Here is a 15518-nt window from a genome sequence, read left to right on the forward strand (position 1 = left end):
TCCCTATGCCTTGACGTCGGCGCGTGTTTCGGAGCCCGGGCTTTCCGATGCGCTTTCTGTTGTGGCTTCCGGCGCAGCTTCAGCCGGTGGCTGCCCCTCGCCGGTCTCACTGCTCATGATCTCCTGGGCCTCAAGGTAGTCATCGGCTGCCACGTCGCCCTTTCCGTCAAATTTCTTCGCAATCCGGCTCGCTGAACTTGCGATCGTATCCAGAGGAGTCGTGAAGTCCGGCAGTTGAACAAAGGCAAGCACGAGAGCGGCGACCCAGAAGATCTGGTTGTGGGTGAACAAAGCAAGCAGCCCCAGAACCGCTACAAGCTCGAACTGAATGCGCCCGTGCTTGTGCGCCAGCCTTTCGGGAAGTGAATGCAGGTAGAGGTAAAAGGTGCCCAGCAACAATATGATCACGATCAACGCGATCAGCACCGTGAGCATCATCTGGTCGCTGCCGTCTGCCTTGGGAATAAAAAAAGGCAAATGATGAGGTGCGAGCTCGTGCATGTTCTCAGTCATTTTCAAATCCGTAAATCAACATGTCCGGGACAACCTGTTCCAGTATCAACGCCGCGTCAAACAAAAAGGAAACCGGTAACAATGACAAAACCACCGGCCCGCCCGAACGTCCGTGTGCAGGGCTTCTTCACCCGGTCTGTGTTGCCGGAATGGGTTCAAACAGATTTCTGGAGACTGGCGTCAGCGGGGCGCCATGCGAATGGCACCGTCGAGCCGGATCGTCTCGCCGTTGAGCATATCGTTTTCGCAGATAGACCGGACGAGGTTCGCATATTCGTGGGCCTTGCCAAGACGGGAGGGAAACGGCACCTGCTGGCCAAGTGATTCCTGCACTTCCGGTGCCAGACCCAGAAGCATCGGTGTTTCGAAAATCCCGGGGGCAATCGTCATGACCCGGATCCCCGATTTCGAGAGGTCCCGCGCGACGGGCAGCGTCATGCCGGCAACACCCGCCTTGGAGGCGGCGTAGGCGACCTGGCCGATCTGTCCGTCGAATGCTGCGACCGACGCCGTCGATACGATGACACCGCGCCCGCCGTCAGCAGTGACGGGTGCAAGGTCTGCCATCCCGGTCGCAGCAATCGTGATGCATCTGAAGGAGCCGATCAGGTTCACCGAGATCACCTTCTCGAACATGTCCATCGGGTGCGGTTCGCCGCGCGAGGTCGTCTTTGCGACCGGCGCAATGCCTGCGCAGTTGACAAGGATGCGCTCCTGACCGTGCGACGTCCGCGCAAGCTCGAAACCGGCTTCCACGCTTGACTGACTGGTGACATCGACGTCGGCAAACAGGCCGCCGATCTCAAATGCGGTTTCGCTTCCCTGCTCTGCATTCCGATCAAAAATAGTGACCTTCACACCTTCCGCGGCCAGCATCCTTGCCGTGGCGGCCCCCAAACCGGATGCGCCGCCGGTAACAATCGCAGAAAGAGTGGAATCGAGCCTCAAGCGTCTCTCCTATTGTCTATATAGTTGTATTTGCTAATTTTTTTATACTTGATTGACGAAAAGGTCAATTTTCCGGCGTAGCCTGTCCCAGAAGGACCTGAGGGTCAAGTCTATTCTCGTTCAATCTGCCCAACCGGAAAAATGAGGCCGCTGCACAAGTCACATCAGCGGCAGAGCTACAAGTCGGCCAAGACGACAAGATCGACCGGGTGGCCCATGCCGGGGACGGTTATGTCCGGCCTGACTTCAAGCAATGTGGCCGTGTATCCCTGCCTGAGAGCCAGATCCCATGTCGGCCGATCCGTGAGTGCGGCTGACTTCTGCGCCTTGTTTGCATCCTCGAGCTTGGCAGCACGATTGACCGCATCTCCGATCACCGTGAATTCCAGTCTGCTCTTGGATCCGATGACACCAACCGTCACCGGTCCGGCAGCAGCGGCCGTTCCCATTTTCAGCCTTCCCGGCCAACCCGCGGCCCGGAACCGCTCCTGCTCCTCCGCAACGCTGGCAACCAGCTTTTCGGCGGTCCTGAGCGCATCGGCGGCATAGGTATCGGACGGATGCACAGCCCCGAAAGTCGCCAGAATCCCATCACCCAGAAACTTGTCCACGCGGCCGCCTTCCTGGTTGATCACTTCGACCGCAAGGTTCTGGTATTCCGCCAGAACGGCCAAAACGACTTCCGGTGGAAGCGTGGCCGAGGTTGAGGTGAACGAACGAATGTCGGCGTAGAGAATCGCGGCCTCGCGCTGGCTCCCCTCACCTGCCTCAAGCGATGTGTCCGCGTCCGTGATCGACGCTGCGACCTCGGGCGCAAAGAAGCGTCTGAGATCCTTCGCCGCAGCCTGTCCGCGCGTTGCCTCAAAAAGCATCGATCGCCCGCGATAAAGCGCGACAGACAGGATGACGGTGACGGCAAAGATCACCATCGTCTTGTCCAGTTCGGCACCGATCAAGATGGAATTGCCGGTGAGGTATTCGACATAGTTCCGCGTGACGCGCATGGAATCCATTTCGGCGAAGGCCGCGTAAAACACGAGCCCCAGCCATCCGGCAACCGCGACAAGACCGGTTGTCAGAACAAAACGAGGGTCGAACCTGAGCGCGCGCAGCGCGATGAAGATGAACACATACATGAGTGTCGGCGCCTTCAGATAGAACGCCGGATGCTGGTCGTACTGGATATGAAACGAGAAGATCAGCCCGACGAGCAGTGCCATGTCAACACCGATCGAGATCAGGAGATACCATTGCGGCAACTCAAACCGGTAGGACAGTGCGAGACGCAACACTGTAAACAAAAAGTAGGCACCGAGCGCGACCGGCACGAAGTTGAACCCGGCCGTTCCCTCGGCCCGTGGCGCTAGCGCATAAAGAACTGAAAAGAACAGGACGAGCCCGAGCTGCACCCAACTTATGAGACGCTCCGACGAGGCTTCCCGCCCCCTGATTTCGGTGCGGACCCTCTCAGGCACGCCCGTTTCGGGAGGTCCGCCCTGAACGATATAGCGGAGTGTTTGCGAAAGTGAGCTCATGGCGATCCAGTTTCAGAAAGAGACGGGAGTGTCTCCTTTCAGCAAGGATTTCGCAATAAGCTAAGCGCGAATGTGACCGCTCGTGATGCGGCACATTCACCGATCACCAAAATGCCGCAACTGTTCGACCTTCTGCACGAGTTCACTCTGCCGCCGGCAACCCGACTTGGACAGCGCCGACTTGATCTGGTTGCGGACGGTGTGAATGCTGACCTTGCGCTCGTCCGCGATCTCTGCCGAGGTAAAGCCATCGGCGAGCATGACCACCGATTGCGCCTCGGCGTGGCTCAAAGACAAGGACTTGCGCAGTGTATCAACGATCGTGACCCGATCCCCGACGGGCTTGAGCGCAACCAAAGTCGCAGCCAAACTGCCGGTCATGAACGCGCCGAAAGGCGATTTATCGAGATCCCCAAGCCTCATTCCGATGGTCCGGCATATCCATTCGTTTCTGCGCAGGTCTCTGAGACTGACATTCGCGAACAGGTGCGGGTTCCCAAGAGCCTGCCTGCCGGCAGCAGCCTTGAACTGCTCCTGAACGTCGCGGGATGCAAATTTCAATCGGCGAAACATGTCGTTTCGAACGAGACCGCCATCGGCAAGCAGTCGTTGAGCCTCCGGACAGGCATAGTGCAGCATCATGCAGGCGTCGACCACGAGTATCGCCGTGCCGGTGCCAAGCAGATGCCTCTCCGCGGCCCACTTCTCAAACTTCAAGCCCCTGATCATGCGGTTGATTTCGAGCGACTGCCGGATGACCGGTGCAAGCGCGACGCACAATTTCAGCCAGTCCCCTTCGTGGCGCTCCTGATCCTTTGCACGCATGTTGCCGCCGATCAGAAACATCCGGCTGGTGTCAAGTGCCAACATGGAGCCTCCACCGGCATGGAGATCCTCCAGGGGATGCAGGATATCCGCGTAGAATTGCGTTCTCTTGAGTTTCTCAAGCGCGCATAGCTCGTGCGTGGAAATCGAGTCTCCGATGGCGCAGTTCGGAAAATTCGCGGCGAAAGGGTTCTTGTCCGCGAACTGTTCCTCGTAAAGCCGCAGAATTGAAGGGTCGTACCCAGATGCGTACGCCAAAGGCGCCGCATTGGTCATCTGATCGTAGCCGATCAGCTGGGTACAGACCCGCGTTCGCAAGGCACTGGACAGGGAATCGAGGAAAACCTGCCAGCGGCTCGGATCCATGGCTGCCGACATGGCGAGATTGGATAGATCAACGACTTTTTCTGAAGTTACGACCACGCTCCCCCCGATGTGGTATCGATAACGTTTGGAATTACACTAGGTCCGCAACCTCGACGCAACTCAAAATTTATATGCAGATATAGTCCATATGGACCATGCGATTAATGCATACGTCTAGTAAACAGACGTTGATCGCGTTGTTCGGTTCCAGGCAGCGTTTATTTTGCTGACGGGATCGTAATTCGTTTGCAACATGGGAATTCCCGCATTCCCGCAATCGGCGAGCGTTCAATTTTTTAAGCTGTGTTATTTTTTGGGCGGCCATTTTGGGCCGCCGTTTTTTTTACTGTCAGGTTGGCAACGGCGCGCGGCCTGAAACGTATGGCCAAGCATTTCGAAGCTTTCCATGTCGGAAGAGGCGTAATCTTAGGACCTATGGTTTCAGCACCATGCCTTCACTGGCAACAAGAGTGCCGGGGTACGCGGCTTGAGCCGCAAGACCTATTTCATCGAGTTCATCGTCGGAACGGCGCGGATCGTGATGGAACAGCACGGGCGTCTTCACATTTCCGACACGCGCAAGCTGCACCGCCTTTTGCCATGTGGAATGCCCCCACCCCTGAAAGCTCTCGTATTCATCATCAGTGAACATGGCATCGTAGATCATGATGTCCGCGCCTTGCACGAAACCGGGCAGGACTTCATCCACCGCGGGATCTCCGTGCTCGTGGTCCGTTATGATGCAGATGGATTTTCCATGATAGTCGAACCGGTATCCGCAGGCCCCGCCAGGGTGGTTGAGCCGCGTGGTCTTTATGACAAGGTCGTCGTCACGTGGAATGCTCTCGCCCGCCGTGAACGACTTGAACTCAACCGCTTTCAGCGTCTTGGCGGCAACAGGGAAAATCGGCGGTGACATGATGCGGCTTACGATGTCGACAAGTTTGGTCCCGTCCTGGAAGTGCCCGGCCCAGGCCGTGACTTCGAAGTTCGGATCGTACGCCGGTTTGAAGAACGGGAGTCCGCAGATGTGGTCGAGATGGGTGTGCGTAAATAGAAGATCGAACTTGCGCGGTTGCCCCTTGCACAGCTCCATCCCGAAATTGCGGGCGCCGGAGCCGCAGTCGACAAGGATCAGCGCGTCTCCCGCGCGGATTTCAAAACAGGAGGTTTCTCCTCCGTATCGCAGCGTGCTTGACCCCGGCGTCGGCGTGGACCCTCTCACGCCCCAGCAGCGGAGTAAAAATTCATCTGCCACGTTTCACTCCCTAACCACCGGACGCCCCCCGGCGGGCATCTGCAAGATCGCGGGTGGTCCGTTCGAGCCGCAGTGCCAATGTTCGCATGACTTCAAGTGAAATATCCGGAAATTCTTTCAATAGTTTCAAGAAATCATCCTTGGATACGGTCAGGACATCCATGTTATTCGCGGCGACCAGTGTCGCTGTGCGCGGTACGTCGCACAGGATCGCAATTTCACCGACGATCGAATTTTCCGCAACCTGCGCGACTTTCTTTTCGCCCTCAGGCGTATCTACCAGAACATCCGCTGCGCCAGACAGGATGATAAAGGCGCAATCCCCTTCCTCTCCCTGCGAGCACAGGCGCTCACCCGAGGTGTATTCCGTGCGTTCGCTTATGAAAGCCAGGAGACGCAACTTGGTTTCATCAATGCCATGAAACAAGGGTACCTTTCGAAGGGCTTCAACTTCTGTTTCTAGCGTCATCGCTTGCTCCCGCCTTCATTGTTGTTCCCGCGTATTTTTTTATTGGCATGCAATTGGATGCTGCAGGTTCCATGCCTTCCCACATAAAATGGCATTTTTCTACCCTATATCCGAAATCCGGCCCTGGTCCAAAACGAAGCGCTGGTCGAATTCAGCTGCGATTTCCGCGTTTGAAGTGCCATACAAGAACGTTTTTCCGGAGAGGAAGTCCCGCAGAGCATCGCGCAGCGTCTTGTCCTCCTCGGTCAGACCCGTTGCAATATCATCCAAAATTGTAATCTTTGCGTTTTTCAAGAGACCACGCACCAATGCGATCCGGCGGCGCTGGTTGGCCGAAAGGCGCGAACCGGACACTCCGACATGGTACCCGAAGCCGGCGTATATGATCGGGTGCCGCAACCCCGTTTCCTCAACGATTGTCCGGATTACGTCGTCGATGCGGCGTCGTGCGTCGCGCCGGTCGACACGGGCACGACCGAACAGAAGATTGTCCTCGATGGTCAGTGGCGGCAGATAGACATCGGGATCGAAAGCCACGAAGCTGTCGCTGTTCTTGACCACGCCATCCAGGAATTTCTTGCGGGCTGCAATCACTTCGTCGCGAAGCTCGTCGGTCATCACGCCCAGACGGTGCCTGGCCGGAACCAGCTTGAATGCAAGGCCCGTCAGCTTCATCCGGTCGGCATCGGACAATCCGGGCCGCTGCTGCTCCGACTTGGCGATACGGACAATTCTCTCGAATTCAGGCAGATCGTCCTGGTTGATGAAGGAATAGGAACCGAGCAAACCGCTGTCGCCGGAAACGTTTGCAAAGAGTTCGAGCATGGTCTCCGCGATCTTGAGACCGATCTCCTGCAGTTTCTTGTCGAAACCCGTTTCGGAAAGGAATTCCTTGACCTCATCGAGTTCCGGCACCTGATCCATCGTGATGTCCGGATCGGCGGGCACCGCGAAGAACAGGTTTTCAGCAAGGCTCGCGCTCGCATTGAAACTGTCTGCGTGCCAGAGTTCGACCAATCCGGCGAGCTTCGGTTCGTCCGCGATCCTGCCCGCGAGACTCTTGCGAACGTTGAGAATTTTCTCCGCGAACGTGTCATTCATGGACGGATCAAGTCTCGACTGAAGGCCCAGGCGGTAAACATCATTGTCGAGCCTGACCGTCTCGAGCAGGGCAAGCGCCTTTTCGTCGAGTTCGTCGTCGTTACTGACGCCGGCGGCATCAAAATCGTTCCATTCCGCGGCCAGGTCATAGACAGGGTTCTTGGTCTGGTTGGCCTCATTCACCCGGCGCTTGTATTGCTTTTGCTCCTCCCCGTCCCGTTCCGGCGGGATCAGCGGCCGGTGACGAAGTCCATAGTACAGGTTGTCCCGGATCGTTCCGGTCCAGACGTGAACGGCACCGCCTACATAGGCGATTTCCCGGCCCAATGTGCTGTCGTTCAACTTGTCCAGATCGTGATCACCGATGAGAACCTTGCCCGACGCTGCGGACACAAGCCCGGCCGCGAGCTGCAACACCTCGGACCGGCCCGACCCGTCCGGCCCCACGATCGCGCACTCGCTTTGCGCCGGAACCGTGAGCGAGATGTCCATGACTTCCTGACCGGCAGCCCCACCGGAAAAGCTGACGCGTTCGAACTTCACGTCGCCGTCGAGCTTGACATCGTCATCTGCAGTCAGCCGCTCGGTGTCATAGATGTCCGGCGGATCGAAATTCTCGACAACGGTCTGGTACTTGACGCTAACGTCCGCAGTCATCTGGTAGAAAGACAGAAGCAGCTTCCAGGGGCCGGCAAGATCCTTGTAGGCCGCGATGACGGCCAGGAGCGCACCGATGCTGAGGTTCCCCTGAATGACCAGATAGCCGCCGATCAGATAGAAAAAGAACGGCGTCAGCTGGTTCATGAAATTGTTCAGAAACTTGATCAGGAACTTCCGGTTAAAGATCTCGTAGCGGATCTTGAAGTTCTCGTAGAGGCGGTCCGAGAGATCGGCCGAGTGCCAGGCCGCCGCATCGTTGGCATGAATTTCGGCAACGCCGGTGATGCTCTCACCCACCTTGTCGGCAATGATGCGCACGTTCTTGACCCGCTTGCGCGACAGAATGATGACCTTCTTCTGGAGCATCGGGATGACATATCCCTGGATCGGGTAGGAACTGACCGCGGCAAGGCCAAGCAGCGGATCCTGCATGAAGATGAACCCGAGTTGCACGATCAGCATGCCGCCCTGATATGCGGGGAGCGCGAAGGCCTCTCCAATATAACCGCCGACATCCTCCACCTCGGAGGTGATCATCGGGATGATTTCGCCCGAACTCACTTTGCGGAAATGCGGCAGCCGGAACCTCAGAACGCGCTGGAACAGTTCGAAGCGCAACCTGCGCAACATGCGCTCACCGAGCCGTCCCTTGTAGACATTGAGGTAGAACTTCAGTCCGTTGGAGACTACGACAAGCCCGAGAAAGGTGAGGCAGAGAAGAACAAGGTAAGGGATCTGATCGAAGTCGAAGCCAAGTACGTCTCTAGGAAAATTGTCTCCCTGAACAGCGTCATTGACGATCAGCTTAGGTAATTCTAGCAGGAAATAGACCACCGGATACGTAAGTACGGTGACCATGATGATAAATATCTGCTGGCGAGCACTATACTTCCAAATGAATCCGAAAAGGCTTTTTTCCATTCGCTCGTCCAAACACTTATGGATCAATTATGTTCATTGTGATCATATTGGTATATTAGCGACCCAAGATCGATGCGCCAGCCAGGATTAGCATTTGCCACAAGCAGTTTAAATCCGTCCGATGCCGAAAATCTCACATTGGTGGATATCCGGACGTGACAACAGTTGATGATATGAGACATAAGCTCCCAGGGGCAGGTTTACAAATCAGGGGCAGTATGAGTTCCAAGACGCCGAAAATTCTGATCTACAGCCATGACTCGTTTGGACTGGGTCACCTGAGACGATGCCGCGCGATCGCGCACTCCCTCGTCGGAGACTTCGACACCCTGTCCGTTCTGATCCTGTCCGGGTCGCCGATCATCGGAAGTTTCGAGTTTCGCTCACGTGTCGACTTCGTCCGGATTCCGGGTGTCATCAAGCTGCGGAATGGCGAATACACTCCCCTGTCTCTTCACATCAACATCGACCAGACACTCGCAATTCGGTCCTCGATCATCGAACATACCGCGAAGGTCTTTGAACCGGATATCTTCATTGTCGACAAGGAGCCGCTCGGCCTGCGCGGCGAGGTCCTCGGCACGCTCGAGGCGCTCAAAAACACCGATACCCGGCTGGTGCTGGGGCTCAGAGATGTGATGGATGATACCCAGGTCCTGAAGGAAGAATGGGACCGCAAGAATGTCTATCCCGCGCTGAGGGATCTTTATGACGAAATCTGGGTATACGGTCCGGAAGACATCTGCGATCCGCTGGAGGGCATCGATGTTCCCGATGGCGTTACCGAGAAACTCAGATACACGGGCTATCTCAGACGCGAGTTGTCGACTTCATCGCTCGAGCAGCCCGTCGCAGCCCCCTTCGGAGAAGAGCCCTACGTGCTGGTCACTCCGGGAGGCGGAGGAGACGGTGTCGAGATGGTTGATTGGGTCATGCGCGCCTATGAAACGCGACAGCGCCCGCTCTTTCCCGCACTGATCGTGCTGGGCCCGTTCATGCCGGCGGCGGCGGCGGCCCAGTTCAGCGAGCGGGCCGAACACCTGCGCGACGTCGAGATCATCCGGTTCACGCCCCAGATCGAACCCTACCTTGCGAACGCGACAGCCATCGTCGGCATGGGCGGGTACAACACTTTTTGCGAAATCCTGTCGTTCGACAAACCGACCCTGATGGTCCCGCGCGTCCTTCCGAGGCGGGAGCAGGCTATCCGCGCTGAACGCGCGGAACATAGCGGGTTGCTCAAGGTGCTGCCGATTGACCGGTATCCGGACTCCGACCTCATGGCGAAGGCCCTTTCCGACCTTCCCTCGCTCAAGCCGCCTTCGTCCGCCAATGTCGACCGGCTTCTGGACGGGCTGGATGTCATCTCCTCACGCGTCGGCGAGATCTTCGACATGAACCACTCTGAAGACGCGCGGAAGCTGGTCAACTTCTAAAGCGTCGCCCCACGCTCTCCATATCTGGAAACTACCGCACATGTCCCGTATTGCCGTCGTGGTCAAAGGCTACCCGCGTCTGTCCGAAACTTTCATCGCACAGGAAATGCTCGGCCTGGAGCGCCGCGGGATCGGGCTCCTGATCGTCGCTCTCCGGAAACCTTACGATCCCTACATCCACGAGCTGCACCGGCAGATCTCAGCGGAAATCCTTTACCTGCCGGAGTATGTCAAGGACGACCCGGCGCGGGTTGCCCGCGCCAAGAGCTGGGCCCACAAGCAACCAACGTACGAGGCTGCGTGGAACCTCTTCCAGAAAGACTTCAGGAACCAGCCCAACGCCGATCGCCGCCGCCGCTGGGCGCAGGGCTGTGTCTTCGCGCATGAGTTGCCGCAGGATGTCAGATGGATCTACACGCACTATCTGCACACGCCGTGCTCTGCCGCGCGCTATGCAGCACATCTGTCGGGCCGCAAATGGTCCTTCTCGGCCCATGCAAAAGACATCTGGACGAGCCCGGAGTGGGACCTGAAAACCAAGATCAACGACGCGGATTGGGGTGTCACGTGCACGCGTGTCAACGCGGATTACCTGAGCGGGCTTGCAAAGGAACCGGGCAAGGTCGAACTGCTCTATCACGGTCTTGATTTTTCGGGCTTTCCTCAACCGTCAGAGACTGGTCCGATGCGCGCGGGCGACGCGGAACCGGTACAACTAGTCTCCGTCGGGCGCGCGGTTGAAAAGAAAGGCTACGACGACCTGCTCCAGGCGCTTGCCGGCCTGCCGCAAGAGCTGAACTGGCACTTCACCCATATTGGCGGTGGAGAGCTTTCCGAGACCCTCAAATCGGCGGCCCGGTCGATGGGACTGGCTGACAGGATCACCTGGCGGGGGGCGCAGCCGCGCGAAGAGGTGATCGCGACCTGCCGGCAATCCGATCTCTTCATTCTTCCATCGAAACTTGCCAAAAGCGGCGATCGCGACGGACTGCCGAATGTCCTGATGGAAGCCCAGTCGATGGGACTGTGCTGTCTGTCGACGCGGGTCTCCGCAATTCCGGAACTGATCATCGAGGATGAAACCGGCCTCCTTGTCGATCCTGGCGCACCCGGGCAATTGGGCATAGCACTGGAAACACTGATCAAAAACCCTCAGCTACGCCGCGATCTCGGATTGGCGGCCGCAAAGCGCGTGCGCTCTCATTTTTCGACCGATCCGGGCCTTGACCGACTGGCTGCGAAATTTCGTAAAGTGCTGTGACGAGAACTGCCGGGCCAACCTGAATGAAAATCGCCTTCACAGCGCCAATGAAACCGTTGGATCACCCGGTGCCTTCCGGTGACCGGACAATGGGACGCCTTATCGTCAAGGCGCTGGAAAGCAACGGTCACGATGTTCGCATCGCAAGCACGTTCCGATCCTGGCGCAAGGATAGCGCGGACGACATTCAAATGGACGTGCGCTCCGAAGCGCTTGAGGAAGCGGGCCGTGTCGCGCATGCGTGGGAGACCGCCGGCTACCGCCCCGACATTTTCCTGACCTATCACCTTTACCACAAGGCGCCTGACTGGATCGGCCCTGCCTTGAGTGACCGGTTCGACCTGCCCTATGCCATCGTGGAGGCAAGCCGGGCTCCGAAACGGCAAACCGGCAACTGGGCGTTCGGGTTTGCAGCTGCCGACCAGGCGCTCATGCGTGCGGATGCGGTGGCAGCGATCCATAATGCGGACCTTGGCTGCCTGAAACCGGTCGTTTCGCCTGAGCGGCTGCAGGTACTTCTGCCCTTCCTCGATGCCATCCCTTTTCAGGCGACCGCAGAAAGCACCAGGCCACCTGCTTCAACACCCCTCAGACTGCTTGCCGTGGGTATGATGCGCGACGGCGACAAACAGAGGTCCTTCGAGGTACTCGCGGAGGCTCTTGAAAAGCTCACCTCCCTGCCCTGGCACCTGACGCTCATCGGGGATGGCCCGGCCAAGGATCACATCCTCGGTCTTTTCCCGACGGGCAGGACAACATGGCTCGGTGCCCTGCCTCCGGACCAGCTGCCCGGACAGTATGCGGCGCATGACCTGCTTGTCTGGCCCGCCATTCGCGAGGCGTTCGGCCTGGCGCTTCTGGAAGCTCAAGCCAGCGGAACCGGCGTGATCGCCGGCGCCACGTTCGGAGTTCCCGACATTGTCCGCGACGGGGAAACAGGGCTGCTGTCTCCTGAAGGCGACGCGGTCGCCTTTGCGGCAAATCTCAAGCGTGTCATCGAGGACCCCGTTCTGGCGGATCGCCTTGGAACTGCCGCACGGATACACATTTCCGACAACCACACGCTGGCCGCCGGAGCGGACAGGCTGGAGGCGTTGATGCAGCGGGCCCTCCAAAATCACGCGCAAGGGACATCGGACCGTTGACGCCAAAGGCCTTCATTCACGTACAGCATCTTTTGGGCACCGGACATGTCGTCCGCGCCGCCAGCATCGGCAGAGCATTGGTGGCCAGAGGCGTGCAGGTTACGCTGGCCAGCGGCAACAGGATTCCGCCGACGCTTGACACATCGGCACTGACCATCGTCGAGCTGCCTGCCTGCAAAAGCCCTGACGCGGCATTCAAGCGGCTTGTCACGCTCGACGGTGAAGCTATTGATGAAAAATGGAAATCCGAGCGGGTTAAAGCATCGATTCAAGCGTTTGAGGACGACGACTTCGACCTGCTCCTCACAGAAACCTATCCGTTCGGACGCCGCCAGCTTGATTTCGAATTGACGCCGCTTCTCGACCATGCGCGGGCGAAAACCAGGCCGCCGGTGATCGCCACGTCCATCCGCGACATTCTCGTGCGCAAGAAGGAACTCTGGAAAGAGCAGTGGATGGCTGACCAGGCGCTCAAATATTATGACCGCGTTCTAATCCATGCCGATCCGGACTTCATCCAGCTCGGCGACAGTTTCCCCTTCGCCGACAAGGTCGATCATCTGGTGCGTTACACCGGCTATGTCGGCGGCGACAGGCGCACTGCCACAGACGGACCGGATGGAGAGGACGAAGTCATCATTTCCTGCGGCGGCGGCGCCGTTGCGGAAGGGTTGCTTTCAGCGGCCCTGGCCGCCAAACCGCTTTCGCGCCGGGCGGAGGACACCGCCTGGCGCATCCTGATCGGGCATGATGTCCAGGACGATGCTTATCTGGAGTACAGGAAGAGCGCGCCTGACGGAGTTTTTGTTGAGCGGGCCCGTCGAGACTTTCCCGAACTCCTGAAGCGGGCCCGCCTGTCCGTCAGCCAGGCGGGGTACAACACCGTGCTGGACGTCCTGATCGCGGATATTGCCGCGGTTTTCGTTCCCTTTTCCCAGGAAAACGAAACGGAACAGACCCAGCGGGCGAGAGCACTTGAACGCCACGGACGCGCGGTCGTTTTGGATGAAATCCACCTGTCCCCCGAGCGACTTGCGGCGGCGATCGACGACGCTTTGGCGCTTCCGCATCATCCGCACAGGGTTCTCCTGGGAGGCGCGGATCGAAGCGCGGACATTTTGCTGCAGGACATCGATGCAAAGCGGGGCGGACATTTCGACGAACACCATCAATATCGGCAATCGTCGGCTGATGCGCCGGATCGCGGATCATGAGACATCCGTCGCCGTTGAACGGAACCGGTGTGATCACCGCTGCGGTGCTCACGAATTGACAAGACGATGTTGACAGCTTGAGAGACAAGGACCAAGTGTCTGCCACTATCTGCTCATTTCTTTTCACTGCAACAACACCCTGACTGCACCCGTGATCCCAGAAACTTCCAGAACCGACTTTCACCGCTTCAAGGACGAACTCCGCCGTCACCTCGACTGGTTCGCCGCGCGCGGACGCAAGGTCTCGTTCTGGTGGCGCGATGACGATGCGATCGAACCCACCCCTGCCCTCGACAGGATGCTTTCGCTCGCCAACGAGCACGAGGTCGATCTTGCACTTGCGGTCATTCCCAAGGACGCAACGGAGGCTCTCGCGAAGCGCCTTGCCGATGAACCTCGGGCGTTCGTGCTGCAGCATGGCTGGCAACACAAGAACTTCCAGCTCAAGGAAAAAGGCGAAAAGGCCGCCGAGTTGGGATCGCGGCGCGAGCCCGATGAACTGATGGACCAGCTGCAAGCTGGAAAGGTGCGGCTCGACGCTCTTTTCGGTGACAAGTTCATTCCAGCGATCGTCCCACCTTGGAACCGGATCGCGCCGGAGATATCAAGACGTCTGCCCGGAATTGGCCTTACCGGCCTGTCGACCTTCACGTTTCACAATTTCCCGCGCGACCGTCAGGTCCAGTCACATATCGATATCCTGAAATGGAAAAAGCCAGTCCGTTTCATCGGCTGGAAAAGCGCACGCCTGCGCTTCGACCTGCAGCTCACCCGAAGGCGCAACACGGGGAGCGAACCGCTCGGTCTCCTGAGCCATCACCTGGCTCATGACGAGGCGAGCTTCGAGTTCCTTGAGGAATTCCTCACCATCGCCGCCCACCACGAAGGGGCGGAATGGCCGCGTGTGAAGTGGCTGTTCGCTTGAGTGACGGGCTTGGTGTGTTGGCAACGGGTTCCGGGGATCGAGGACTGCTGGGCAACGAAGATAGTTCCAGAAGTGTCGGCTATGCCGAATGCTGCTCCGGAAACCAGACATGATCAGCGCTGGAAGCATAGCAAATTCGGTAGCATCGAAGCTCGCGTTCGCTGAGCTCACACTAACTTCTGGATTCCAGATCAGCATTCGGCTTCGCCTCACTTTTCTCGAATGACCCCCGATTTGGAAACCCTTATCCTCAGGAAGAGCGTCGGCGCTGTCTCGAGGGATGGGCCAAATCCCTCATTTTCCACCCGACCTTGAAAATAGTCCTTTTGCGTTCCTTGGAATGAGGTTGATGACGCACGAACTGCTCACTCTGCCGCCGGGACCGTCTCTTTCAAAACCGTGCCGAACTGTTTCCTCAAGAACGCCAGTTTCGGGTCTATATAGGTCTTGCAGAACGGCCGATCGGGGCCTTTGGCGTAGTAGTTCCGGAAGCGCTCGTCAGAGGCCTTGAAGCCGGCCAGCGTGAGAACACATGTCACCAGGGGTTCGTCGAACTGCGCCTGAAGCGCGCGCAGCGTGCGGCCGGCTTTCACGCCGGTTCCCGCGTCGTAGACATAGATCGCCGAGCGGTACTTGCCGCGCATCTTGTGGCGCGAGGTGCTGGAATGCGTGCGCAGATGGATTTCGATGAGGCTCTCCAGCGGCAGAACGACCGGGTCGAACGTCACGATGACGGCTTCCGACCAGTGGTCCTCCGGCGGATCGGAGTGGATAAAACCCTGCTCCACGCCCGAAACACCCTCAAGCGCCTGAAAGACCGCTTCGGTGCACCAATGGCAGCCGCCGCCCAGCCCGATTTTCAATTCCGCCTCCAATGACATGTCTTGTTGGTCCAGTGTGCCAAAGATTGTATTTCGCGGAAAACGCCTTGGCGGAGATTC

General features: G+C 58.1%; 13 protein-coding genes. 5 read left to right on the forward strand and 8 right to left on the reverse strand.

All coding sequences use genetic code 11. The annotated features are described in order from the left end of the window. Positions 1 to 3: 3 nt before the first annotated feature. The 7 genes from RDA78_RS25940 to RDA78_RS25970 all read right to left on the reverse strand — a co-directional run bounded on the left by RDA78_RS25940 (position 4) and on the right by RDA78_RS25970 (position 8533). Entirely contained in the window at positions 4 to 513 is a 510-nt protein-coding gene (locus RDA78_RS25940; protein WP_434052640.1) for a hypothetical protein, read from the reverse strand. A gap of 180 nt (positions 514 to 693) precedes the next feature. Then, positions 694 to 1461 carry an SDR family NAD(P)-dependent oxidoreductase gene (locus RDA78_RS25945; protein WP_434052641.1) on the reverse strand — a complete coding sequence of 256 codons (768 nt, stop codon included), beginning with the start codon at positions 1459 to 1461 and terminating at the stop codon, positions 694 to 696. 176 nt (positions 1462 to 1637) lie between these two features. Continuing rightward, positions 1638 to 2996, reverse strand: a complete 1359-nt coding sequence (locus tag RDA78_RS25950) for an adenylate/guanylate cyclase domain-containing protein (protein WP_434052642.1) — start codon at positions 2994 to 2996, stop codon at positions 1638 to 1640. 96 nt (positions 2997 to 3092) lie between these two features. Beyond that, positions 3093 to 4244: a helix-turn-helix transcriptional regulator gene (locus RDA78_RS25955; protein ID WP_434052643.1), complete on the reverse strand. Its 1152-nt coding sequence runs from the start codon at positions 4242 to 4244 to the stop codon at positions 3093 to 3095. A gap of 376 nt (positions 4245 to 4620) precedes the next feature. Further along, positions 4621 to 5445: an MBL fold metallo-hydrolase gene (locus tag RDA78_RS25960; RefSeq protein WP_434052644.1), complete on the reverse strand. Its 825-nt coding sequence runs from the start codon at positions 5443 to 5445 to the stop codon at positions 4621 to 4623. 10 nt (positions 5446 to 5455) lie between these two features. Next, complete coding sequence (locus tag RDA78_RS25965; protein ID WP_421982280.1) at positions 5456 to 5914, reverse strand: cyclic nucleotide-binding domain-containing protein; 459 nt, start codon at positions 5912 to 5914, stop codon at positions 5456 to 5458. 99 nt (positions 5915 to 6013) lie between these two features. Next, positions 6014 to 8533: an ABC transporter transmembrane domain-containing protein gene (locus tag RDA78_RS25970; RefSeq protein ID WP_434052645.1), complete on the reverse strand. Its 2520-nt coding sequence runs from the start codon at positions 8531 to 8533 to the stop codon at positions 6014 to 6016. Positions 8534 to 8814: 281 nt separating this feature from the next. Here RDA78_RS25970 and RDA78_RS25975 point away from each other — a divergent pair, with 281 nt between their 5' ends. The 5 genes from RDA78_RS25975 (at position 8815) to RDA78_RS25995 (ending at position 14577) form a co-directional block, all read left to right on the forward strand. Further along, positions 8815 to 10032 carry a glycosyltransferase family protein gene (locus tag RDA78_RS25975; RefSeq protein WP_434052646.1) on the forward strand — a complete coding sequence of 406 codons (1218 nt, stop codon included), beginning with the start codon at positions 8815 to 8817 and terminating at the stop codon, positions 10030 to 10032. 40 nt (positions 10033 to 10072) lie between these two features. Next, the gene (locus tag RDA78_RS25980; protein WP_434052647.1) at positions 10073 to 11293 is read left to right on the forward strand and encodes a glycosyltransferase family 4 protein; all 1221 of its coding nucleotides are present in this window, start codon (positions 10073 to 10075) and stop codon (positions 11291 to 11293) included. A gap of 89 nt (positions 11294 to 11382) precedes the next feature. Next, positions 11383 to 12438, forward strand: coding sequence for a glycosyltransferase family 4 protein (locus tag RDA78_RS25985; protein ID WP_434052648.1), 1056 nt, complete (start codon positions 11383 to 11385; stop codon positions 12436 to 12438). Continuing rightward, complete coding sequence (locus RDA78_RS25990; RefSeq protein ID WP_434052649.1) at positions 12435 to 13652, forward strand: glycosyltransferase family protein; 1218 nt, start codon at positions 12435 to 12437, stop codon at positions 13650 to 13652. The genes RDA78_RS25985 and RDA78_RS25990 overlap by 4 nt, the downstream gene beginning before the upstream one ends. 151 nt (positions 13653 to 13803) lie before the next feature. Beyond that, the gene (locus RDA78_RS25995) at positions 13804 to 14577 is read left to right on the forward strand and encodes a polysaccharide deacetylase family protein (protein WP_434052650.1); all 774 of its coding nucleotides are present in this window, start codon (positions 13804 to 13806) and stop codon (positions 14575 to 14577) included. A 365-nt stretch (positions 14578 to 14942) separates the two neighbouring features. Here RDA78_RS25995 and RDA78_RS26000 read toward each other — a convergent pair whose 3' ends face one another. After that, positions 14943 to 15458 (reverse strand): peptide-methionine (S)-S-oxide reductase, encoded by a 516-nt coding sequence (locus tag RDA78_RS26000; protein WP_434052651.1) that lies wholly within the window; start codon positions 15456 to 15458, stop codon positions 14943 to 14945. Between the last annotated feature and the right edge of the window lie 60 nt (positions 15459 to 15518).

Origin of the sequence: Roseibium sp. (assembly GCF_051016195.1) — a bacterium.
Taxonomy (GTDB): Bacteria; Pseudomonadota; Alphaproteobacteria; order Rhizobiales; family Stappiaceae; genus Roseibium.